Here is a 22,415-nt window from a genome sequence, read left to right as displayed (position 1 = left end):
CAATACCAGCCCGCTTTACCCAACTGCCTCAGCGCTATGCTACTTTTTCGCCCACCAGGATATAATGCCGGTACAACAAGGATTTGAAGCCGAATAATTGTAGCCGTTGCCGGCGGCTGACCGTGCTTTTCAGGTGCCACACGTACCACCACTGGAAGGGGTAGAGCAGCAAGGCGAAGGGCAGGAACAAGAGGTCTTCCGTGTACCAGGACGTGTAGCGCACTTCCCGCACCCGCACGCCGTGCTCGTGCAGCAGCAGCCACAGGGCCTGGTGCTGCACGAGATGCGTCATGCCATCGCCGGGCTCAAACAAGAGCCGGAACCGCCGCAGGCGGCCCGTAAAAAGATACGACAGCCGGTCGCGCACCGTCAAAACGTTGTCGTTGGTGAGCACCAGCTGGCCACCGGGGCGCAGCTGCCGGATGCAGCTGGCAACGAAGCTGCGCGTGTTGCCAAAGCACATGACACCACTGATGCTGGTGATTAGGTCGAACGGCGGCCCCGCGGCGGCCGCGTCGAAGGGCTGGCTCAGGTCCACCCGCTGGTAGCGCAGGCCCGGCACCGGGGGCGCCTCGGGGCGCTGGTCGCAGCCCGTCAGGTCGGCGGCGGGCCAGCACTGCCGCAGCACCTGCAAAAACTCCCCCTCCCCGCAGGGCGCATCCAGCACGCGGCTGGTGGGAGCCAAGCCGGAGCGTTCTACCAGATAGTGCAGCACATCCCGGTTCACGTGCTTTTGCGTATTGCCCCGCGGAATGGATTGATAGGTGAAGGCAGGAAGAGGCTTAGGCTTATCGACAGCCATGCTAGAGAGAGATAGTTGTGAGCGCCAGGTTTGCCACTGATTACGGTGGCTGGCTGGTAATTTTACGCGCTGGCCTAGGCTGCTGCCCAGTGAGCGGGGCATCGAAACCAACGCACTGCCTCAATCCAGCAGCCTACCCCCGGCCCCTGAGCCCCATCTGTCCAACGGCGCAAACTCTCACGCAATCAAGACAAACAGCACCAAGGTTGGTTAAGTAAAGACAAAAATAACAACTAATAAAACCGGCATTTCTACCTGATTATCAATCTACTACGGCCTTGCTATTTATTACTCAACGCTGACTTGTTACTTAAGTTGGCGGTTCGGAAGGGGGTAGCAGGCGGGGCCAATTAGTTGCCACCCCGCTCGCCCGGCTTCCTAGCAGAATCGCTCAACCAGCCCTTAAAAAAAGGCGCGCAAGCTGAGATACGCATGAATTACCACCCAGCTGCTGCCCAGCCCGCGTCAAAAAATGGTTTATGTTTCCTAAAACTTCCCCTTTCCGGATGAGGGACCTGCTCTCGGAAGCCAACGTGCGGCGACTGGGAGTGGGCTGGAGCGCCCTGATTATCGCGGGCATTTTTTTGGCCGACCTGGTGCGCGTGCTGCCCAGCATCGGAGTGGCTGGCTTGTTTCTCACGGCCATTAGCTATAGCCTTTACCATCGGCGCATCGCGCAGCGTGCCCACTGGCCCATGCTGCTAAGCTTTGCGCTCATCTATTTCCTGCACGCCTTTACGGGCCTGCCGCGCAGCACCCACGCGGAGGCCGCGCTTCGCCAGGACCTGCTGCTCCAGGCACCGTTCGCGTTGCTGCCCATTGCCTTTTTACTCTTACCCAGCTGGCGGCAAAGCCATAAAAATGGTCTGTGGCTGCTGCTGATTGGCTGCTGCCTGCTTTCGGCGGCCAGCGCCACGGCGCACTACGCACTGCATTATAAAGCCATCAATCAACTTTATCTGCAGTCTAAAGTGATGCCGACTTCGCCGGACCATATTCGCTTTAGCCTGCTCGTGAGCATGGCCGTCGCGGCGGGCATGCTGCTGGTTGCTACCAAAAGCATTTCCGCGCGCCTGCGGCTGATTACCCTCGGCGCAATTACCCTCCTGTTCTTGTTTCAGCACCTGCTAGCCGTGCGCAGCGGCTTGGTTACCCTATACGCGGCGGGAGCAGTCGGCCTCGGCTGGGTTAGCTGGAGACTTGGCCAGTGGAAAGCCGCGGTGCTCACGGCCGGCCTGGCCCTGCTGCTGGCAGGCTTGTGCCTGTATTTTCTGCCAACGCTCCGGAATAAAATCAGCAACACCCGCGAGGATGCCAGCTATATGCAGTCGGTGGGGGCCGCCAATAATTACTCCGTTACGGCCCGCGTGTACTCCTACAAAGTGGCCTGGGCGGTCGTGCAGGAGCACCCCTGGATTGGCGTGAGTAAACTACAAATGGCCGACGCGCTGGCCGAGGAATACCGCTACTTCTTCCCGGTAATCACGCGCGACCATTACCTGCTGCCGCACAATCAGTTTCTGTATAACCTGGTGGCATACGGGGCGCTGGGGCTGCTGGTGTTTCTGTTCAGCTTTTATTATCCGTTCTGGGTGGGCCTGCAAACCCACAACATGCTGCTGCTGCTGCTCTACCTCATCATCTCTCTCTCCTTTCTGGTGGAATACACGCTGGAAAGTCACATTGGCGTGTTGGTAGGCTGTTTCTTTTTGCTGCTGGCGGCGGCCCCCACGGCCTTGCCCGGTGCTGCCAGAGGTAGGGAGAACACTTCTGCGGTCAGAAGCCAGCTCCTGCGCAGCTAAGCTAATCGGTCGGGCGTCTGGCCCGGCGGCCGAATGGCCACGGCATAAGGCTACCGGCCGGGATGGGGGCCAGCCTGAAAAAAGCCCTGCTCCTGCCAGCGCTGGCACCACTTGGCTTCAACGTCGGCGGGCGAATAGGTTTTGGCGAAGGACATTAGCTCTACTTTGGTAAGTTACAAACTGCTGCTTGCAACGGCTTCTGCGGTGAAAACACGTAACCTACCAAAGTAGAGTTAGGTCGGGGTTGGGCTATCAGGGGGCAAAAGAATGGGGGGAAACAGGCAAATCTTAACAGAAAAGTTTCTAGAACCTTTTTTTTACAATTGCGAAGCTTTCGTATCTTTCAACATCAAAAACAAGGGCTGCACCTCGCGGCACGGCCCTTGCAACCTAATGCAGCCAGTGAACTACTGCAGTTCCACCAACAGCCAGCCCGATAAGCCACTTGATTAGCCTAGCGGGCATCCGAAGTCTGACTTTAACATCAAGCTCCGGCCTCGCGTTTTTCTTCATATGCCGATGAAGTAAAGGGTTGTATCATAACCCCGCACTTCTGAAAGCCCGGCCGCTCCAACGGCTGGGCTTTCCTCGTTTATGAAACGACCCGTTTTGGTCGCGGGGCATAACCCCAACGTGAAGGCGGCAAAGGTAGGCTGATGAGGGCGCTAGCACGACCTTTGCGGGACGTGTCAGCAAGCTAGTTCGGGCACGTGTCACAAAATTTACGTGCCCGTGCCCCTCACCTTCCCTATCCCCTCCGCCGCGCGCGACGACCTCGATGGCCTGCTGCTGCTCGGCGGCCAGCCCAGCGTCGAAAACCTGGTGGCGGCCTATAGTCAGGGTATTTTTCCGTGGCCGGTGGAGGGCTGGCCGCTGGCCTGGTTTTGCCCGCCGCGCCGGGGCATTTTGCGGCTGGCCAGCGTGCACGTGGGCCGCAGCCTGGCGCGGGCGCAGCGGCAGTCGCCGTGGCGCATCAGCTTCGATACCGCGTTTGGGCAGGTGATGCGGGCGTGCCAGGCGCAGCTGCGCCCCGGCCAAGCTGGCACCTGGATTACACCGCAGCTGGTGCGCGGCTACGAGGCGCTGCACGCCGCCGGCTATGCGCACAGCGTGGAGCTGTGGGAGGATGACACCTTGGTGGGCGGCCTCTACGGCGTGGCCGTGCGGGGTGTGTTCGCGGGCGAAAGCATGTTTCACCACCGGCCCAATGCCTCGAAACTGGCGGTGCTGGCCCTGGCCGAGCACCTGCGGGCGCGCGGGGCCAGCTTCTTCGATATTCAACAGTTGACGCCGCACATGGCGGTGCTGGGCGCAGAAGAGATTTCGCGGCAGGAGTTTCTGGCGCTGCTGGCGGCGGAGCAGGGGGTAGGGCGGCAGTTATTTTAAATACGTTTGTCATTGCGAGCGCAATGACAACTGGTGAAACGGCAAGCTAAAGCTTACCCTACACTAACACTACGCTGCTTTGTGCAGCCACTGCTGCTTTTGCGTCAGGCGCTCGCGGCTTTCGCGGTGGTCGGGGTCATCGACGCAGCAATCGACGGGGCACACGGCGGCGCACTGCGGCTCCTCGTGGAAACCCACGCACTCGGTGCATTTATCGGTCACGATGTAGTAGTATTCGTTCGATACCGGGCGCTGAGGCTCGGTGCCGCCGGCCAGGTGGCCGTCGATGGTTTGCACCTCTTTTAGGGTGGTGCCATCGGCCCAGCGCCACTGGGCGCCGCCCTCGTAGATGGCGGTGTTGGGGCATTCCGGTTCGCAGGCACCACAGTTGATGCACTCGTCGGTTATCATGATGGCCATTGCCGTCGTCTCCTTATGCTAGTGAGTAATTTTGCTGTTCAAAGCTGCCGGCTGTACGTAAAAACGCCGACCCAGGCTGGTTTGAACCCTCAAAAGTACGGCTCATTCCGCCTTTCTGCTACCCCTTTTATGCTGAACCACGCCACCCGCCTCGCGGCTTTCGCGGCCCTGGGCCGCCGCCTTACTTCCCTTTCCGAAGACGAAATCACCGACCTCGCGGCCCGCGCCCGCAACAGCAACGCCTGGTTTGACCTGCCCAACGTGCGTGCCGCCATCACGGGCATTGCGCAGCTGCTGGCCGAGCCGGCGCTCAGCCAGTGGGCCGGGCGCTACCCCGCCGAGCCGGCTTCGCCCCGCCAGGTGGGGGTAGTGATGGCCGGTAATATTCCGCTCGTGGGCTTCCACGACCTGCTGTGCGTGCTGCTCAGCGGCCACACGCTGCTGGCCAAGCTCAGCAAAGACGACACCGTGCTCATGCGCTGGATTGCCCAGGAGCTGACCAATAGCGAGCCCGCCTTCACCGAGCGCTTGCAGTTTGTGGAGCGCCTCAACGCGGCCGATGCGTTTATCGCCACCGGCTCGGACAATACTGCCCGCTACTTCGAGTTTTATTTTAAGGGCAGGCCGCACCTCATCCGGCGCAACCGCACCAGTCTGGCCATCCTCACTGGAAACGAAACGGTCGAGGAAATGACTGCGCTGGGCCCTGATATTTTCCAGTATTACGGCCTGGGCTGCCGCAACGTGAGCAAGCTCTACGTGCCCGCGGGCTACGATTTCGTGCCGTTGCTCGACGCGCTGCAAATCTGGCACTCGGTGCTTAATCACCATAAATACCAGAACAACTACGACTACAATAAGAGCATTATGCTGGTGAATGCGGTGCCGCATTTCGACAACGGCTTCCTGCTGCTGACCGAGAGCGCGGCGCTGGTGTCGCCCATTTCGGTGGTGCATTACAGCACCTATACCCAGGAAATCGACCTAGTTGACCAGCTCACTGACGTGGCGACCCAGACGCAGTGCCTCGTGTCGGCGGGCGGGCGCTACCCCGGCTCGTTCCCGCTGGGCCAGGCCCAGCACCCCGCCGTGAGCGACTACGCCGACGGCATTGATACGATGGAATTTTTGGCGGCTGAATTGTAATTTGGTGCCTACCCCCTTCACCAAGGCTTAACGAAGGGCATCAGAAATTAGCAAAAAAGTCCGCTATTCAACCCCTATGTACACGCCTCCCACCGACCAGCTCATCCAAACCATTGATAAAGAGCTTATCCCTACCCTGCGCTTCGGGTCCAACGATGTGCTGACCGCCGACCCGGCCGCCGCCGCGCGCCGCCGCCTCGATGCCGAGCGCGCCGTTCGCCTCGGCAACGCCTACCACGGTAAGTTGGATATTTTCTTCCAAACTGCTGATTCTCAAACCTTACGCGTGCAAACCGCCGTGTGGGGAGCGCACCCCGATTACCTGACCCTAAAAGCCGGCATCCTGCTACCGCTGCGCGCCGTGCTGGGTTTTAACTAATCAGCATGGATTTCACGGATTTTGTGGACGGCTCCTAGCGTAGGTTAGGAGCCGTCCTTTTTTATTGATATCGTAACAGCCAAAGGCCACAACGTAAAAAGGCTGCCGGATAGGCAGCCTTTCCAATTGTCCACAAAATCCGATTAATCCGCCGAATCCGATAAATCCGCGGTTTAGATAAGAGCCAGCGTGCGGGCAATCATTCGGTCCACGATATCGCCGGCGTTCTTGGCAAACTCGCCGGTGGCGCGGTTGGCCACGATGGCGTTGAGGCTCAGCACCTCGTGGCCTAAAAGCTGGCCCAGGGCATAGTAGCCGGCGGTTTCCATCTCGAAGTTGCTGAGGCGGAAATCACCCTCGGGGCTCTGGTGGCGGAAGTTTTGGAGGCGCTGCATGTAGTCGGGCGTGCGCAGGTCGAGACGCAGGCGGCGGCCCTGCGGGCCGTAGAAGCCGGGGCACGTCACGGTGTTGCCGATGAGCAGGTCGGCGGCCAGCTGCTCGCGCAGCAGGTCGGAACCGCGCACCACGTAGGGCGCGAAGGGTAGGCCGAGGTGCTGCTGCAAGTCCTTGGCTACCTGGGTTTCCAATCCCGTTTCCATGAAAGGGTAAAACTGCATGAGCGAATCGAGGCCCACGGCGTGCTGGGTGGCCAGCATAGCACCCACCGGCACATCGGCCTGCAAGCTACCGCTGGTGCCCAGCCGAATAATACGCAGGCTCAGACGCTCTTCAGCCGGCCGTACGGTGCGCGAGAGAAAGTCGATATTGACGAGCGCATCCAACTCATTCAGCACAATATCAATGTTATCGGTGCCCATGCCGGTGCTGAGTACCGTCAGGCGCTTGCCGCGGTAGTAGCCCACGTGGGTCACAAACTCGCGGTGCATGCCCTCAAACTCGATGGAGTCGAAGTGCCGGCTCACCTGCGCCACCCGCGCCGGGTCGCCCACGGTCAGGATGGTATCGGAAATATGGTCGGGCAGCAGATTGAGGTGATAAATCGTGCCGTCGGGGTTCAGAATGAGTTCAGATTCAGGAATCATAGCCGTGTGGGGTAAGCTTTAGCTTGCCAGAAAATTAAGAAGAAAAATATGTGGTAAGCTTCAGCTTGCCGGGAGTTTACCAAATGCTGAAACGGCAAGTTAAAGCTTACCGCACATCCGTTGGCAAGCTAAAGCTCGCCCTACCCCCGGTACGAGGCCAGACCCTGCGCGGGCGTGTAATGGTTGCTTTGCTTGGGATACGTGCCCGTGCCATCATACGGCCGCTTATCGGGATGGGTGGCGCAGGCCTCGGAGCAGGCACCTTGCAGCGTTTCGCCGCAGCTTTCGCACAGCGGCAGGTGAGCGTTGCAGTGCGGATTGGCGCAGTTGATGAGGCGGGGCGAGGGCTGCTGGCAGTGGTGGCAGCGCGATATAACACTGGGGTTCACGCTATTGACATCCACGGCCACGCGGCCGTCGAAGACGTAGCACTGGCCTTCAAAGTCCTCACCGCCCGCCTCGATACCGTACTTAATAATGCCGCCGTGCAACTGGTACACGTTCTCAAAGCCCTGCTCTAAGAGAAAAGCGGTGGCCTTTTCGCACTTCACGCCGCCGGTGCAGTAGGTCAGAATTTTTTTGTCTCTAAACTGCTCCAGGCGCTCGACGCGCTCGGGAAAGTCGCGGAAATTCTCGATGTCGAGCGTCACGGCGTTTTTGAAGCGGCCGAGGTTGTACTCGTAATCCGAGCGCACGTCCACTACTACCACGTCGTCGCGGTCCTTCAACGCCTTGAATTCCTGCGGACTAAGGTGCTGGCCGGTCTTTTCGTGGGGCCGCACGTGGGGTAGGCTGCTGTGCACGATTTCGGACTTCACGCGCACGTGCAGCTTCTGAAAGGTGTGATTCTCCACCTCATCGACCTTAAATTCGAGGGTAGCGAAGCGCGGGTCGGCCTTCACGGCGGCCATATAAGCCGCGCAATTTTCGCGCGTGCCCGACACGGTGCCATTTAGCCCCTCGGCCGCCACGATGATGCGCCCGCGCAAATCCAGGTCAAGGCACAGGCGATGGTGCTCCTCGCGAAACTGCTCGGGGTTTTCGAGGGGCGTATAGCAGTAATAAAGAAGTACCTGGAACATAATCATTTATAATAAAAAGAACGTCATGCTCATCTGGCGTCCGCTTACCGAAGCATCTCGCGTGAATCGTTGGATGATGCGAGCGAGATGCTTCGGCAAGCGGACGCCAGATGAGCATGACGTTCTTTTTTAAGTTACACTTTAACCGCCGGGTTGCCGAATACCGTTTGGCCGTTGGGCACGTCGGCCACCACGACCGAGCCGGCGCCCACGCGGGCTTTGTCGCCCACTTTTACGCCGGCTACCAGCACAGCACCTGCGCCCACGAAGGCACCGACGCCCACCGTAGCCCCTACCCCCACCTGCGCGCCCGAACCCAGCTGCGCGTAATCACCTATGCTGGCCTGGCCTTCGACTACGGCATTGGGGCCGACCAGCACGCCCGCGCCGACCTTAGCGGTGGCGGCGATTACCGCATTGGGACCGAAGTAGTTACCGTGGCCGATTTCGGCGTGTATCGACACGCTGGACCGCTGGTGAATGCTATTGACGGGCACTACCTGGTATTCGTCGTGCAGCATTTGGGTGAGGCTGCGGCGGCTGGCGGCATCCTCAGTGGCTACGAAAACTTCGCATTTTTTGCCCAGCAGTTTCAGCAGCTCGCCGTCGTCGGTGTTGCCCATCACGGGCACGTCGAGCAGCTCGGTATTGTGCAGCTTGGGGTCGTCGTCGAGGATGCAGTACACCACGACTTCGTTGGATAAAAAAGCATCCAGCGCGGCGGTGCCCACGGCCTGCGCGCCGAGAATGATAACGGGGTTTTCCATAAGCCACAAAGGTACGGCCGGGGCCGGCTCACCCATCGGGCCGGAAAGACAGCTTCTTTCCGGCCGCTCATTAAACGCGGGCTCCTGGTTGGGCTCTAAACGGATTGCTACCCCACCCCCATTACTTCCGTAATGCCCTACTATTCTGTTGTTTGCCGAAAATTAATTGCGGGCTGCCTGGCCGTTGGGCTGGCCTTGGCGGCGCGGCCGGGCCGGGCCCAGGTCAGCCTGCCCCGGCCCGGCGCGGTCCGGTCCGATTCGGCGACTGCCCGGCCTACCCCCCCGGCGGCGCTTCCCTCGCAGTTGGTCGTGCGCCTGAGCTACTCGCCCCAAACGCTGTTTGCTGGCCGCGATTATGGCCTGCTACAGAGTACGACCACGCCTTCGCTCAACTACTACCACCGCAGCGGGGCCTACGTAGGCGTGTCGGGCAGCCTCTACAGCGTTTCGACACCGCATTATTTGCTGACCGACCTGACGGCGGGCTACGGTAACTTATTGGGCAACAACTTACTCTATAACTTTTCCTACGACCACTACGTGTTCAGCGAAGCCGGCCAGGGCACGCTCACCAACGCGGGCAGCGTGCTGCTGAGCTACGATGTGGGGCCGATAAGCCTGGGCACCACCTATTCGCTGCTCTTCGGCAACGGCCAGACGGGACACCGGCTGCTGCCTTCTATCTCGGGCTACAAGGCCTGGAAGAACCTGGGTTTTATTGATAAATTATTCATCCTACCCAGCTTGTCGGCCACTATCGGCACGGATAACATTGTCTATCAGGTATTTCCGCGCAAGGCCGTTAGCAAAGTTACCAAAGCCAAAAAACCGGCGAAGGCTGCCCAGCCGGTGGATACGGAGTTGACTTCTTTCGGGCTGATGAGCTGGAATCTGGCGCTGCCGGTGAAGGTGCGCATCAGCAATTTCACGGCGGGCGCTACTTATAACTACATCATTCCTATCCAGTTGGCGCACGAGTCGGCCGACGCCGGCTTTAGTCATAAAAGCTTCGTCAGCTTTACGACCAGCTACGCTTTTTAACGTGAATTGCACAAAAAAGCGCAGTCGGGTTAAACCTCCAATCCGGACAGCGCTCTTAGGAATACTTCGGCAGCGAACCGGTGCGCGGTGCGGAGTCAGGTTGCTTAACGAGCAGCTAATCAGCTACTTTCCCCATCTATTTCTTTTCATTTAATTCTCATGAAAAAAGTATTTTTGGCAGCCGTTTTCTGCCTGGGCGGCGTGGCCGCCAATGCCCAAACCCTGCCGCAGGACGAACAGACCTTGCAAGCCGCCAAGCAGGAGATTGCCAAGCTGGAGGCCGACATCGCGAAAGCCAAAACGGACCTGACGAAAGACGATGCCAGCATTGCGGCCGACCGGGCCACCATCAAGGCCGAGGAAAAGCGGGTGGCGACGCTGGAAAAAGCCATCGCTACGCAGCGCCAGGACCTCGGCAAGGAACGCAAGGACATCCGCCTCGACCGCACGGCGCTCAAGCTTGACCGGGCCGACCAAAAGACCGACCACACGCTGCTCAAGGCGGATAACCTGGCGGCTAACGCGGAGCGCGGCACGGTGCGCAACGACCGCGCCGACGTGCAGGGCGATGCTGCCAAAGTAACGGCCGACAAAGCCGATGGCGCATCAGCCACCCAGACCAGCGCCGATGAGCACGCCTTGCAGGAGGCCCGCACCGCCCTGGCCAGCGCCAAGGACAAGCTGACCCACGACCTGAGCGTGCGGGACCAGGACCGCAACCTGCTGGCCCGCGACACCAAGGAGCACACCGCCGACAAAAATCGGCTGCAACACGATGAGTTGGCTGCTCAGAAGCACGAAGCCAAGCTAATGGCCGACAAGGCCAAGTTCGAAGCTACTGATAAGAAGCTGGCTATGAACGAGAAAACCCAGCACGCGGCGAAGCAGGATGCCCAAGCCGACCGCCAGGCAGTAGCGATGGACAAGCGGGAACTGGCGCACGAGCGCCTTGAAAAAGCCCGCGACCAGCGCGAAGTACAGCGCGACAAAGCGTTGCAGGCGCGCAACTAACGTCGCCAAATAACCAACGCAAACAACGTAAAACGCCGGGCCCATCGCCCGGCGTTTTTTTGTGCGGCTGGGTCGCTAAGCAGGCGACGCAGGGGCGGCGGGCCGGGCGAACGCGGCGGGCAGCGCCAGCAGCAACAGCCACGGCAGCAGGGCGGCGCGGTAGCGGTGCAGGGTGCCCAGGTTGGGGGTGTTCAGACCGATGAAGGCGGCCAGCAGCAGGCAGTAGAGCAACAGGAATACGGCCAGGGCCACGGGTTGTCGGCCCGCCCTACCCCCCCAAACGGCGGCCACCAGCGCCAGCCCCAACAACGCTAGCAGCAGGACGTTTTCGAGGCCAGCGGCCAGGTAGGGCAGCCGGGCCGACTCGCCCAGCCAGGGCCGCGCCAGGGTTTGCAGGGCCGCTTGCGGCGCGTGCCGGAGCAGGCCGGCGGGACTCGGGTCCCAGTCGGCGTATTCCAGGTGGGGCTGGCCCTGCGACTGCCGTAATTCGGCCTGGTAGTTCTTATTGGTTTCCTCGCTGAAATAAGATGGCTCGAAATGCCGGCCGCCCCCCGCGACTGCCGCCCCGGCTTCCAGGGCCAACACGGCCAGCAGCGCCCCGACCTGCGGCCGCCAGCCGCCGCCCAGCCAGCCGCGGCGCGCAGCCCAGCGCCCGGCCGCCAGCGCCAGCAGCCCGCCCAGCAGCGGGGCCGCGAAAAAATAGCGCGTCCTAAAAGAAATCCAGGCTAAAAAAATGACCAGCAATGCCTTACCTACCCGGCGCAGCCAGCCAGCCGGCACGGCGGGTGGCGGGCCGTAGAGCGCCGGCAGCACCAGGGCCACGAGGGCGGTTTCGCTGCCCAGCAGCAGGGCTTCTTTGGTGGTGCCGGCCGTCCACCACACCACGGAGGGCCACAGCAGCAGCGCCAGCGCCAGCGCGGCGGGCGGCGCGGCGGGTAGCGCCCGCTGCCAGCTGCGCGCCAGCAGCCAGCAGCCAACAAAGCAAAACAAGCTGATATACAGCGCGTTCAACCACTCGCTTCCCAGCGAGGCGAAGTTGAGCAATGCCAGGATTTTGAGGCAGAATAAGGTATTGGACAATGAATAAAATGGGAGGCTATAGCCGTTCAGGTGCATTTCGCTGCCATTTAGCAGCGCCCCGGCCAGCGCCGGGTGCTGCCAGATTTCGGCCGTGAGGCCCCGGCTCCACTGCTGCATAAACTGCCCATCGGGGCTGGGCCAGCGCCACACGCCGGCGGTGAGCAGCAGCCGCCAGGCCAGCGCCGGCAGCAGCCAGGGCCGCAGGCCAAGCGGGGCCTGGCGCCGCTCGCGCCGCAGCCACCACGCCAGCCCTACCCCCAGCAGCAGGTTGAGCAACAAGGCGATACCTATTCTCATCGCCCTACCCCCTTCCCGCCCACCAGCCGCGCCCCGATGGCGCAGTGCAGGCAGCGGCGCGGCTGGCAGTAGCCTTTGTGCAGCGCCAGCAGCCCCTGCGAGTCGGCGGCCGTGCGGTGCTCGAAGCCCAGGTCCTGGTACAGGTCGGTGTATTGGTTATGCTCGGCGGGCAGTTCAGTGAGCAGCGTAATGCTGCTTTCGACCAGCGCGGGCTGGCCCGTGTGGCGGGCGTAGGCTACCCGCAGCGGTACTACCACATTGGTAATCAGCAATTCAACACTACTCTTGCCAAGGCTCGGCACCCTACCCCCCCGGCCGGGCCGGAAATGCGCCCGCCAGTAGTCGGGGGCCGGCGCGCCGGCAAAAAACTCGGTGAGCGCCGCCACGCTTTGGGCCGTGAGCAGGGCATCGAACAAGGCCGGGCGGCGATGAAGCAGTCCCACCAGCTGCCCCAGCCGCACGGCCGGGAAATTGGCGGGCCGCAGGCGTAAGTAATTCCACTCGTGGGCGGCCAGCGCGGCCTCGCCCAGCCCATACTTGTGTCGCAAAAACTCGTGTTCCTGCCGCCGGTCGCGGATATACTCATCCTGCGCCGTTTCCTCATTTTCAACCAGAAAACCGGCCTGCCCGAATAGCAGCGCCTCTAATTGGCGCGCGTCGTGGCGATGGCGGCGCAGCACGGCCAGCGGCACGGCCTTGGCGAGGCGGGCCAGCGGCTCGCTGTTTTTCTGGAAGCCGAAGGCGGCCATCAGCGCGTGGTAAGCGGTGGCCTCCCAGTCGTCGCCGAGGTTCGCATGCAATTCGGCGATGGTATCGGCCTTGTGTTCAACGCGTTCCAGCAGGGCGCGCTCGGTCATCATCGTGCGCACCAGCTGCGACACCTGGGGTAGCAGCGGGGCGCAGGGCAGCGGCGCAGCGGGCGGCGCGGCCACCAGCGCCTCGTAGCGGGCCAGCAGGTCGGGGGCCAGGCGCGGGGCCAGCGCCAGCGCCGGAATGAGGCTGGCATTGGTGCGAAGCACGTCGGCATCGGCGGTGTGCACGACGTGCAGCACCACCTGGTCATATTTCTTATCTACCTGGTGGTTATGCCGTTGCCAGTCAGAGGCGCGCAGATGAATCTCGACCGCGCCATTCCACTCTACTTCGCCCAGGCGCAGGCGAGCGTTAAGGAAATCGGGGCCGGCATCGGCGTTGCGCTGGCCGGGGCGCAGCACCTGAATTTCCTCGCCGGCCGTGGTGCGCAGGTCGGCCTTGTCGAAGTACTGGTGCTGCCAGACGTAGTGAAGGAAATCTTCGCGCATAGAGTAGGCATTAAAAATCGTCTGTCATTGCGAGCAGAGCGAAGCAATCGCATCCGAACGACTCGTTCCGGGGCGATTGCTTCGCAAGCTCGCAATGACAGGCGATTTTTTGCGTCAATGCAACTTTCAGCTTACCGTAAGTCCACCACTTTCACGCCTTTGTGGGCCGCCTTATCGAAGGTGAAGGTACTAGCCGTCACGGGCACGTTGGGCTTGAAGTTCTTGAGGGAGAACGTAGTGCGGGTGCCGTTTTTCTTAAACGTTTTCACGCTGTGGATGGCGTGGTCGGCCGTGCCCACAATGAGCTGCACTTTGAACACGTCATTCTTACGGTCTTCCGGCGACAGCTCGATGAGGTCGCTGGCTACCCCATTGTCTTTCAACGACTTCACGTAGGTATACTTGTAACCCTTTTTGTACATGCTGTACATCTGGGCCGGCGACATATCCTGGTTCGAGGGGTCTGAATCGGAGATGTTGACTTCGTTTTCGTTTTTGAGGTAGGTCCAGGTGGTTTTGCCGTCGTTGATGACTTCCTGGCCGCCGGTGGTGAGGTGGTATTTCTGGTCGCTCACGGTCACTTCGCCGGTTATATTTTGCTTGAGCTTGGCGGCGGGATTTTCCAGCGTTTGGGTAAAGGCAGCCTGGAATGACTTGAGTGCCGTGTACTTAGCGCTCACGGCGTCGAGAATTTTGCCGGCTTTAGGGTCTTGCTGCGCGGCGGCGGGCAGGGCCAGGGCAGCAGACAGGGCGAGTAGAGCTAATTGCTTGGTCATGGGGAAAGTAAAGGCCCAGCTTAATGGGGTAGGGCGAGCTTGATACGGCAAAACGTATGCAAAAAGCCAGCCAAAATCAATTATCCAGGATTGATTGGTAATTATTGGAGAGAAAGTGTAGGGTAAGCTTTAGCTTGCCGGGCAGGCGGCGCAGGTCCTAAAACGGCAAGCTAAAGCTTACCCTACACTCCTTACTTTGGTAGCGTAGCCAGCAATTGCTCCAACTGATACTCATCCGGGATGAGCACGGCCCGCGCCTTGCTACCCTCGAACGGACCCACCACGCCGGCCTGTTGCAGCTGGTCCATCAGGCGGCCCGAGCGGTTGTAGCCCAGCTTCAACTTGCGCTGGATGAGGGACGTGGAGCCCTGCTGGTGCAGCACGATGCAGCGGGCAGCTTCGGCAAACATGGAGTCGCGCTCGCTGGGGTCCAGTTCCTCGTTGCCGCTGCCTTCGTCGCCTTCGGCACCGGCCACTTCGGGCAGCAAGTAGGCGTCGGCGTAGCCCTGCTGCTCACCGATGTAATCGCAGAGGCGGTCCACTTCGGGCGTGTCGATGAAGGCGCACTGCACCCGAATCAGGTCCGAGCCGGCCGAAAACAGCATGTCGCCCTGGCCGATGAGCTGGTCGGCCCCGCCGGTATCCAGGATGGTGCGCGAGTCGATTTTGCTGGTCACCTTAAAGGAAATCCGGCACGGGAAGTTGGCCTTGATGATGCCCGTAATCACGTTCACGCTAGGCCGTTGCGTGGCCACGATGAGGTGAATGCCGATGGCGCGGGCCAACTGCGCCAGGCGGGCGATGGGCGTTTCGACCTCCTTCCCGGCCGTCATCATCAGGTCGGCCAGCTCGTCAATCACCAATACGATGAAGGGTAGGAAACGGTGGCCTTTCTTGGGGTTCAGCCGCCGCTCCACAAACTTGAGGTTGTACTCTTTTAGGTTGCGACAGCCGGCTTCCTTCAGCAAATCGTAGCGCCGGTCCATCTCCATGCACAGCGAATTCAGCGTGTTCACCACCTTCTTGGTATCGGTAATGATGGCCTCTTCCGTGTCGGGCAGCTTGGCCAGGAAGTGGCGCTCAATCTTGTTGAAGATGCTCAGCTCCACCTTCTTGGGGTCCACGAGCACGAACTTGAGCTGGGCCGGGTGGCGCTTGTAGAGCAGCGAGGCCAGTATCACGTTCAGGCCCACCGACTTGCCCTGGCCCGTCGCGCCGGCCATGAGCAGATGGGGCATTTTGGCCAGGTCGGCCACGAATACTTCGTTGGTAATGGTGCGGCCGAAGGCGATGGGCAGGTCCATTTCGGTGCGGGCAAACTTCTCGCTGCCCAGCACCGAGCGAATGCTCACCATCTCCTTTTTGGCGTTCGGCACCTCAATGCCAATGGTGCCCTTGCCGGGAATGGGGGCGATAATGCGAATACCCAACGCGGCCAGGCTCAGGGCAATATCATCTTCCAGACTCTTGATTTTGGAGATGCGGATGCCCGCCTCCGGCACAATCTCATAGAGCGTGACCGTGGGCCCGATGGTGGCCTTGATGCTGGCAATGGCGATGTTGTAGTGGCCCAGCGTTTCGACGATGCGGTCCTTGTTGGCCTCCAGCTCCTCCTTGGTGACCTGGGCTTTGGCCACGCCGTAATCGTTCATCAGCTCCAGGGTGGGGAACTGGTAGCGCGAGAGGTCGAGCGTGGGGTCGTAGTTCACGTCCGGCATCTGGTCGGCGTCCTCGTCTTCGTCGGACACGGCCGCGATGTCGGCCCCGGCGTTGGGGTCGAGGTCGTCGCGGCTAGGCACGGTAATTTCCAGATTCTTGGTGCCTGATGCCGGGAGCCGGGTGCTTAGGCCAGGTAGCGGGCCATCGGCCAGGTCGGCCAGCGAGAGGGGGGTAGGAATGCTGGCGGCCACGGCCACCGCGGGAGCAACCTCGGGCTCCGGAGTGGGCAGCTCGAAGGAAAATGCGGGGCCGCTGGGGGCCGCTGGCGTCACGGCCAACGGCACCCCTACCCCACTGCCGGGCGTTGGGGCAGGCTCCATCTCCACTTCTTCTTCCTCCGATGCCGGGGCCACTTCCAGGCTGGTGCTGGCAAGTACCGGGGCCTTGAGGGCGCTGGGGCGCGACGCAGGAGCGGGAGCGGGCTCAAACTCGGGTTCGCGCTCGGGCAGGGGGGTAGGGGCGGGAACGGTGGGGCGGTTTTCGCCCGTTTTAGCAGGCTGGGCAGTGGCCACGGGCACGGCGGCGGCATCCTCTTCGTCGTCATCAACGCCGCCCAGGTTGAGATTCAACGTGGTGATATTGAAGAAGAAAACTACGAACATGATAAGTCCGAAGGCCAGCAGCAGCACCGTGCCCCAGCCAATGAGCGAGTCGAGCCACAGGGCTAACTCGTAGCCGGCCCCGCCGCTCAGCCAGTCGAGGCGGTGCGCCTGGGCGGGGTCGGGCGCGGGCAGGTTGGCGGCGGGCACGGCCAGCTGCACCACCACGTAGCCCAGCAGCGTACTCGTCCAGAGCATCGTAAATAGGCCCAGGGCCAGCACGTAGCTCACCGAGCCGGCCGCCTTCCGAAATACGATTTTATAGCCCAGAAAAAAGACAATCGGGATGAGCGCATACGCGGCCAGCCCGAAGCCCCGGTAGATGAATTTTTCGGCCAGCCAGGCCCCGAGCAGGCCCAGCCAGTTGCCGGTTTCCTGGCCGGCTTCCTTCACCGGCACGGTGCCCAGGGCAGCCACCACGCTCTGGTCGGCGCGCCCGCTGAGCAGAAACGAGGTGAAGGCAATGGTGAGGTACAGCGAGCCGAGCAACAGCCCAAAGCCGATGAGCAGGTGAAAGCGCCGGTCGCGCAAAAAGGCCGTGAGCTGGCCCAGGCCGGGCAAGGGCCGGCGCGGGGCGCGGAGCTGCGCCGGTGCCGCCTGGCGCGCCTTGGCCGCCGGGCGGCCTGGGGTGGCCGCGGTTTCGGGGGCAGAGCGCGGCGTATTGCCCCGCGGTGGGCGCGCGGCGGCGCTATCGGCTGGCGCAGGCCCCGGCCGGTTGGTGGCTGCCGGGCCACCCGTTGGGTTTCGGAAATTATTAGAAGCCATGCACGGGCAAACGGAAAGGTCAAATCTACGCCAGCGACGGCGCTTTTGGGCAGGGCTTACGTGACCCGGCTGCGCCGGTCCGGGCCAGGGTGGCGGCGGGTGCTTTCAAAGACTGATTCTGTTTCTATTTTTGCGGCTATCTCTATTTTATCAACTCTTCCTGTTATTATTTCCCACCTTTTTACCGTTCATTTATGTCGGGCCCCGTCCTTCTTCACTTTACTAACCACGCCTTTTGCCTTACCGAATACATACCCGCCGAGGGCTGGTTGCGCACTACCTGGCGGGGGTTTGTGGCGCCCCTGAACGCGGAGCAAGGGGCGGCCAGCGCGTTGCAGGCCCTGCACCAGACGCCTTCGCCCTACCTGCTCAATGATAACAGCCAGATTCAGGGCCCGTGGTTTGACTCCGTGGGCTGGTTGCAGCGCGTGTGGGTGCCGCAGGCCACGCACCTCGGGCTGCGCTACGTGGCCCACGTGCTTCAGCCCCACACCGAGGCAGACCTAAGCTTTTTATTAACGAAAGACCCTTTTGCGGATAAATTTGAATTACAGCTCTTTACAACCGTAGAAGAAGCCGCTGCCTGGCTGCGCGACTGCCAGCGCCGCAACGCCCGGCACCAGGGTACTGACCTCCCGGCAGCGGCTTAGCAATTAATTAGCAGGACTTTATGCAAAAACGTCTGTCATTGCGAGCATGTGGCGCATCAAGCCAGGGACGCGGCAATCGCACCAGAACGATGCTCGAACGACTCGTTTTGGTGCGATTGCTTCACTTTGTTCGCAATGACAGACGTTTTTGCATAAAGTCCTAAATTTCTACTCACTTGTAACCCCATACAGGTACACCCGCCAGTAGGCTTGCGAATCGTCGAACACGCCCAGCAGGTGCAGGCCGCTTTCGGCCGGGTGGGCCAGGCGCACGGCCGAAAGCACGTAGCGCCCGCCCAACTGTTGAAAAGCCGCCGCGTCGAAGGCGAAGTGCTGCACCTCGCGGGCGGGCTGCTTGGCAATGGCGAAGTTGCGGCCCAGCTCGGCCGACAGCAGGTAGCAGCGGTTGCCCCAGGCGTCGAAGTACGTGGCCAGGGCCAGGCTTTTGGCCAGCTCGCCAGCGATGATGGGCCGAAAAGCGTGCTTGTAGGCCAGCGGATAAATGGTCTGGTACGAGTCAAGCGTGTAGAAGCCGTTGAGCTGCGCCACGGCAGGCGGCAGGCCCAGGCTGGCCACCCGGTAGGCGGGCGGCAGCTGGCCGGTCTGCCGGAGAATAAACTGCTGCACCTGCCGCAGCAGGCCCGGCGCCACGTAGGCCGCGTAGCCGGGCGCGTCGGGCCGCGGGTGGCCGGCCAGGGCGCGCACGTTGTCCGTAAACTCGGGGTTGGCGGCCAGCGCAAACGGCACTTGCAGCGCTACCAGCGCGTAGGCCAGCCGGCCGGCCGGCAACTGCCGCACCGCCAGCACCAGCAGCAGCACCCAGGGCAGCGCCAGCAAAAAGTAGAACCGCCCCAGCGAAAACGCGTGCAGCAGCGGCAGCTGCCGCTGCCACTGAATGGAGAGCTGCGGCAGCAAGGCCGCCAGCACGCACAGCGCCGCCACGCCCGCCAGCACCGCCGCGCCCTGCCGCGCCAGCCGCCGGCGCGCCGGCCCCGCCAGCCGCGTCAGCGCCACCAGCCCCGCCAGCACAATGCCGCCCTTGAAAAACGGGCTGGCGTGGTAGTGCCCCAGCCAGAACAGCTGCCCCGCCTCGCGCAGCCCTACCCCCACCCCCAGCGGCGAAAGCCGGCCCAGGTCAAATTCTTCGCGGTGCGCCACGAACTCCTTGGCTACCAATAAGCTATCCAGCATGCGCCACTCCACCAGCGCGTAGCTGGCCAGCAGCAGCGCCAGGCCGCCTACCCCCCGCCAGGTGGCCGGCCAGGCGGCCCGGCCGCGCCGCGCCAGGTCCAGCAGCAGCCCTACCCCCCACGCCACCGCGACAAACGGCCCCACCAGCACCAGCGCCGACCACCACGGAAACGCCGCGCACACGGCCCACGCCAGCCGGCGCGACAGCCCCCGGCGCAAATCCAGGGCGGCGCGCAGCAGCAGCGGCTGGCCCAGCACGCTCAGCCCAAAAATGCTGTACGCCGGCAGCACGGCCCACAGCAGCGCCACGGCCGCCGCCAGCCCCCGCTGCGTGGGCTGCGACAGGCCGTAGCGGCGCAGCAGCCAGTACATACCCAGCAGCGCCACCACCCGCACCAGCGCCTCGTGCAGCAGGTAAGCCACCAGCGGCGAATCGCGCAAAAAATTGAAAACCAACAACGTCACACTCAGCCCCGAGCGCATGGCATCGCGCGGCAGGCCGTCCATAATGGGCAGCACCACCACGCCGGGGCCGCCGGCCAGCGTGAGGTGCAGCTTGGCCAGCAGGTAAGCGTACACCACCTCGGCCTCCAGGTTGTCGTGCAGGATAATGAAGGTGTGCGGTCCCAGCGCCACCAGCGGCACCATAAATACTAATAGCCCCAGCAGGGCCAGGCGAAGTGGTTTCAAAGACGTGGGCAGCATACGGGCGCAAAGTAACTACCCTGTTCAGGCAGATAAGCAGCCAGTAGCGCGAACTTTCCAGTTCGGGCGCGCCGCCCGGTCCCGCCTGTTCGCCGGCGCTCACGCACGAAGTGGAAACTTTGCGCTACTTGCCTACTGCCGGTGAGCCCGCAGCCAGGCGCGCGCCTCCTTGTACTCCTGCTCGCCGGTGTCGGCCTGCTCCACGATGAGGCGGTAGTAGCGGTGGGCGGCGGGCACGTCCTGCTCGTTCAGGGCCAGGCGGGCCAGCCTGCTTTGGGCAAAAATGTAGTAGCCGCGCTTGGTCATGCCCGCCTGCTCGGAGTACACGACGCAGCGCTGGTAGTATTCCTTGGCCTGGGCCGGGTCGTGGTATTTTTGCTGCATCAGATAGCCCAGGATATAGGCCGCCGGCCGGCAGCTATAAGCCTCGTAGCCCACCTGGCCACTGGCGTACTTGCTCAGCAGCGACCGGCAAGCCACCTCGCTTTCCTCGAACCGACCCAGCTCGAACGTCAGTCGGGCGTAGCGGAGCTGAAAATAAGCATTATCGGGAAACTGCGCGCTCAGCTGCCGGGCCAGCTCACAGGCCGCCGCCGACTGCTTTTCGCGCGCGCCACCCAGGATATCTATCAAATATACCTTCGCCTCATTACTAGTGTAGAAGGCCGTTTGGCTGACTTGCCGCAGCTGGGCGAGCCCGAGCGCGCGGTTGCCCTTCGGAAAGAAAAACAGCACCGGCCGCAGCCAGGGGTGCTCGTCGCTTATCCACTCGGCATAGTAATTAAACAAGCCTTGGCCAAACAGAAATTCGCTGCTTAAGCCATTGGCTTCCTGGCTCTTCTGCAAGTAGTTGAGCGAGCGGCGGCTGGCCACCGTGGCCTTGCGCCAGTCGTGGCGCTCGGCGTGCAGGCGCGCCTCCAGGCCATAGGCCCCCGCCAGAAAAAAACAGGCCTCGTAGTTGTGCGCGTCGGCCCGGTAGAGGGCTTCGGCCTTGGTCTGGGCCGTGTCCATGTAGGCCAGGAAGGTCTTGTCGTAGCGAGTATCGGCGGGGCCGGTGGGCATTATTTTCCACCAGGTGCTCATGCCCAGCAGGAAATACGCCATCGGGTGCTGAGGATAGCGCCGGCGCAGCGAGCGAAACTGCTTATTAGCCTTATCAAACTTGAAATTGTACATATTTTGCACCGCGCCTCCCAGCTCTAGCTGAATGTCTTTATCGAGGAGCAGCCAGCCCGAAATATCCACGGCCTGCGGGGCTACCTGCACGCTATCGAGCCCGACATTAGGCATAATTGGCACCGTTTGCGCTTGCGCGGCCGGCCGGCTGCCCAGCAGCAACACCAGCAGCAGACTGCCGCTGGCCAACCACCTTCTTAGAGTAAGCAACTTTATCATCTATCAAAGAAAGCGATAAAATCCTAAATTTCGCGCGCGGGCTTTCATTTAGTTAGCCCTACCCCCCTTAGCTGCGCGGGTGAAACTCGGTGATGACCTGCCGCAGGTAATCGCGGTCGAGGTGGGTGTAAATCTCGGTGGTCGTGATGGAGACGTGGCCCAGCATTTCCTGCACGGCGCGCAGGTCGGCCCCGCCCTCCAGCAGGTGGGTAGCGAAGGAATGCCGCAGCGTGTGCGGGCTGATGGTTTGGCGCAGGCCTGCCAGCTCGGCCAGCTTTTTGATGGCGGTGAACACCGTGATGCGCGACAGCTGCCGGCCCCGCATGCTCAGAAACACCAGGTCCTCGGCGCCCGGCTGCACGGTGAGGTGCTGGCGCACGCCGCCCAGGTAAAAGTGCAGGTGCTTCACGGCCTCGCGCCCAATGGGCACCAGCCGCTCCTTGTTGCCCTTGCCCAGCACCCGCATGAAGCCCTGCTCAAAGTAGAGATTTGAGAGCTTCAAATCGCATAACTCGCTCACGCGCAAGCCCGACGAGTACAGCACTTCCAGCACAGCGCGGCTGCGCAGGCCCTCGCTGGTGCTCAGGTCGATGGCGGCCAGCAGGCTCTCAATGTCGGGGTAGGACAGCGTGTCGGGCAAATGGCGGCCGGCTTTGGGCGACTCCAGCGTGTCGGTGGGGTCGATTTTGAGCAGGTCTTCCATGAGGAGAAACTCATAGAAAGCCTTGATTCCCGACAGCGTGCGCGCCTGCGACGTGCCCGATAATCCCAACTCGGTGAGCGTGGCCAGAAAATCGCGCAGCAGCCGCGTGGTCACTTGCAGCGGGCTGGCCTTCAGGTTTTCCAGCTCCAGCCACTGGTGCAGCTTGCGCACATCGCGCCGGTAGGCCTCCACCGAGTTGGGTGAGAGCGACTTTTCCAGGCGCAGGTAGCCGTCGAATTGTTTAATAGCTTGCGGCCAGGTTAGCATAAGGAACTCAACAGAAGTAGCGCGAACTTTGTAGCTCGCGTCCTCGCGCCGTTAGCATCAGCCAAACGGCGCGGGGACGCGAACTACA

18 protein-coding genes and 1 pseudogene are annotated in these 22,415 nt (G+C 61.8%); 7 read left to right on the top strand and 12 right to left on the bottom strand.

Annotated elements, in window-relative coordinates; genetic code table 11:
- Positions 1-34: 34 nt before the first annotated feature.
- A complete protein-coding gene (locus A0257_01475) occupies positions 35-802 on the bottom strand; it encodes a hypothetical protein (protein AMR25895.1) in 768 nt (255 codons plus the stop codon).
- 506 nt (positions 803-1,308) lie between these two features.
- On the opposite strand from A0257_01475, the gene A0257_01470 reads away from it, so the two are divergent.
- Positions 1,309-2,604 carry a hypothetical protein gene (locus A0257_01470; protein ID AMR25894.1) on the top strand — a complete coding sequence of 432 codons (1,296 nt, stop codon included), beginning with the start codon at positions 1,309-1,311 and terminating at the stop codon, positions 2,602-2,604.
- Between the two features lie 726 nt (positions 2,605-3,330).
- A complete protein-coding gene (locus A0257_01465; protein AMR25893.1) occupies positions 3,331-3,990 on the top strand; it encodes a hypothetical protein in 660 nt (219 codons plus the stop codon).
- 69 nt (positions 3,991-4,059) lie between these two features.
- Here the strand turns inward: A0257_01465 and A0257_01460 are convergent, their stop codons facing one another.
- Entirely contained in the window at positions 4,060-4,410 is a 351-nt protein-coding gene (locus A0257_01460; protein AMR25892.1) for a ferredoxin, read from the bottom strand.
- Between the two features lie 129 nt (positions 4,411-4,539).
- Between A0257_01460 and A0257_01455 the strand changes: the two genes are divergently transcribed.
- Positions 4,540-5,556, top strand: coding sequence for an acyl-CoA reductase (locus A0257_01455; protein AMR25891.1), 1,017 nt, complete (start codon positions 4,540-4,542; stop codon positions 5,554-5,556).
- A gap of 76 nt (positions 5,557-5,632) precedes the next feature.
- A complete protein-coding gene (locus A0257_01450; GenBank protein AMR25890.1) occupies positions 5,633-5,935 on the top strand; it encodes a hypothetical protein in 303 nt (100 codons plus the stop codon).
- 173 nt (positions 5,936-6,108) lie between these two features.
- Here A0257_01450 and A0257_01445 read toward each other — a convergent pair whose 3' ends face one another.
- The 3 genes from A0257_01445 to A0257_01435 all read right to left on the bottom strand — a co-directional run bounded on the left by A0257_01445 (position 6,109) and on the right by A0257_01435 (position 8,827).
- Positions 6,109-6,978: a phosphorylase gene (locus A0257_01445; protein ID AMR25889.1), complete on the bottom strand. Its 870-nt coding sequence runs from the start codon at positions 6,976-6,978 to the stop codon at positions 6,109-6,111.
- A 140-nt stretch (positions 6,979-7,118) separates the two neighbouring features.
- Entirely contained in the window at positions 7,119-8,066 is a 948-nt protein-coding gene (locus A0257_01440; protein AMR25888.1) for a hypothetical protein, read from the bottom strand.
- A gap of 128 nt (positions 8,067-8,194) precedes the next feature.
- Positions 8,195-8,827, bottom strand: coding sequence for an acetyltransferase (locus A0257_01435; GenBank protein AMR25887.1), 633 nt, complete (start codon positions 8,825-8,827; stop codon positions 8,195-8,197).
- Positions 8,828-8,959: 132 nt separating this feature from the next.
- Here A0257_01435 and A0257_01430 point away from each other — a divergent pair, with 132 nt between their 5' ends.
- Positions 8,960-9,868 (top strand): hypothetical protein, encoded by a 909-nt coding sequence (locus A0257_01430; protein ID AMR25886.1) that lies wholly within the window; start codon positions 8,960-8,962, stop codon positions 9,866-9,868.
- Between the two features lie 159 nt (positions 9,869-10,027).
- Positions 10,028-10,879 carry a hypothetical protein gene (locus tag A0257_01425; GenBank protein AMR25885.1) on the top strand — a complete coding sequence of 284 codons (852 nt, stop codon included), beginning with the start codon at positions 10,028-10,030 and terminating at the stop codon, positions 10,877-10,879.
- Between the two features lie 75 nt (positions 10,880-10,954).
- On the opposite strand, the gene A0257_01420 is transcribed toward A0257_01425, so the two are convergent.
- From A0257_01420 to A0257_01405, 4 genes and pseudogenes are all read right to left on the bottom strand, one after another.
- A complete protein-coding gene (locus A0257_01420) occupies positions 10,955-12,235 on the bottom strand; it encodes a hypothetical protein (GenBank protein AMR25884.1) in 1,281 nt (426 codons plus the stop codon).
- Between the two features lie 17 nt (positions 12,236-12,252).
- Entirely contained in the window at positions 12,253-13,557 is a 1,305-nt protein-coding gene (locus tag A0257_01415) for a hypothetical protein (protein ID AMR25883.1), read from the bottom strand.
- A 131-nt stretch (positions 13,558-13,688) separates the two neighbouring features.
- Positions 13,689-14,333: a cell envelope biogenesis protein LolA gene (locus tag A0257_01410; GenBank protein ID AMR25882.1), complete on the bottom strand. Its 645-nt coding sequence runs from the start codon at positions 14,331-14,333 to the stop codon at positions 13,689-13,691.
- A gap of 191 nt (positions 14,334-14,524) precedes the next feature.
- Positions 14,525-17,335: pseudogene (locus A0257_01405) on the bottom strand (hypothetical protein).
- Positions 17,336-17,610: 275 nt separating this feature from the next.
- On the opposite strand from A0257_01405, the gene A0257_01400 reads away from it, so the two are divergent.
- The gene (locus tag A0257_01400) at positions 17,611-18,066 is read left to right on the top strand and encodes a hypothetical protein (GenBank protein AMR25881.1); all 456 of its coding nucleotides are present in this window, start codon (positions 17,611-17,613) and stop codon (positions 18,064-18,066) included.
- A 168-nt stretch (positions 18,067-18,234) separates the two neighbouring features.
- Here the strand turns inward: A0257_01400 and A0257_01395 are convergent, their stop codons facing one another.
- The 3 genes from A0257_01395 to A0257_01385 form a co-directional block, all read right to left on the bottom strand.
- The gene (locus A0257_01395) at positions 18,235-19,962 is read right to left on the bottom strand and encodes a hypothetical protein (protein ID AMR25880.1); all 1,728 of its coding nucleotides are present in this window, start codon (positions 19,960-19,962) and stop codon (positions 18,235-18,237) included.
- Between the two features lie 132 nt (positions 19,963-20,094).
- Complete coding sequence (locus A0257_01390; protein ID AMR25879.1) at positions 20,095-21,357, bottom strand: tol-pal system protein YbgF; 1,263 nt, start codon at positions 21,355-21,357, stop codon at positions 20,095-20,097.
- 67 nt (positions 21,358-21,424) lie between these two features.
- On the bottom strand, positions 21,425-22,327 hold the full coding sequence (locus tag A0257_01385) for a tyrosine recombinase XerD (protein AMR25878.1): 903 nt from the start codon (positions 22,325-22,327) through the stop codon (positions 21,425-21,427).
- Positions 22,328-22,415: the final 88 nt, after the last annotated feature.

Source organism: Hymenobacter psoromatis (genome assembly GCA_001596155.1).
Classification (GTDB): domain Bacteria; phylum Bacteroidota; class Bacteroidia; order Cytophagales; family Hymenobacteraceae; genus Hymenobacter.
The sequence above is the reverse complement of the archived record's forward strand: the minus strand, read 5'-3'. Positions and strand labels throughout refer to the sequence as shown.

What these genes read in the sequence shown, in the direction of transcription:
- A0257_01450 (AMR25890.1), top strand. Translation starts at nt 5,633, where the DNA reads ATGTACACGCCTCCCACCGACCAGCTCATCCAAACCATTGATAAAGAG.
- A0257_01440 (AMR25888.1), bottom strand. Translation starts at nt 8,066, where the DNA reads ATGATTATGTTCCAGGTACTTCTTTATTACTGCTATACGCCCCTCGAA.
- A0257_01430 (AMR25886.1), top strand. Translation starts at nt 8,960, where the DNA reads ATGCCCTACTATTCTGTTGTTTGCCGAAAATTAATTGCGGGCTGCCTG.
- A0257_01435 (AMR25887.1), bottom strand. Translation starts at nt 8,827, where the DNA reads ATGGAAAACCCCGTTATCATTCTCGGCGCGCAGGCCGTGGGCACCGCC.
- A0257_01425 (AMR25885.1), top strand. Translation starts at nt 10,028, where the DNA reads ATGAAAAAAGTATTTTTGGCAGCCGTTTTCTGCCTGGGCGGCGTGGCC.
- A0257_01475 (AMR25895.1), bottom strand. Translation starts at nt 802, where the DNA reads ATGGCTGTCGATAAGCCTAAGCCTCTTCCTGCCTTCACCTATCAATCC.
- A0257_01460 (AMR25892.1), bottom strand. Translation starts at nt 4,410, where the DNA reads ATGGCCATCATGATAACCGACGAGTGCATCAACTGTGGTGCCTGCGAA.
- A0257_01400 (AMR25881.1), top strand. Translation starts at nt 17,611, where the DNA reads ATGTCGGGCCCCGTCCTTCTTCACTTTACTAACCACGCCTTTTGCCTT.
- A0257_01390 (AMR25879.1), bottom strand. Translation starts at nt 21,357, where the DNA reads ATGATAAAGTTGCTTACTCTAAGAAGGTGGTTGGCCAGCGGCAGTCTG.
- A0257_01395 (AMR25880.1), bottom strand. Translation starts at nt 19,962, where the DNA reads ATGCTGCCCACGTCTTTGAAACCACTTCGCCTGGCCCTGCTGGGGCTA.
- A0257_01455 (AMR25891.1), top strand. Translation starts at nt 4,540, where the DNA reads ATGCTGAACCACGCCACCCGCCTCGCGGCTTTCGCGGCCCTGGGCCGC.
- A0257_01385 (AMR25878.1), bottom strand. Translation starts at nt 22,327, where the DNA reads ATGCTAACCTGGCCGCAAGCTATTAAACAATTCGACGGCTACCTGCGC.
- A0257_01410 (AMR25882.1), bottom strand. Translation starts at nt 14,333, where the DNA reads ATGACCAAGCAATTAGCTCTACTCGCCCTGTCTGCTGCCCTGGCCCTG.
- A0257_01415 (AMR25883.1), bottom strand. Translation starts at nt 13,557, where the DNA reads ATGCGCGAAGATTTCCTTCACTACGTCTGGCAGCACCAGTACTTCGAC.
- A0257_01470 (AMR25894.1), top strand. Translation starts at nt 1,309, where the DNA reads ATGAGGGACCTGCTCTCGGAAGCCAACGTGCGGCGACTGGGAGTGGGC.
- A0257_01445 (AMR25889.1), bottom strand. Translation starts at nt 6,978, where the DNA reads ATGATTCCTGAATCTGAACTCATTCTGAACCCCGACGGCACGATTTAT.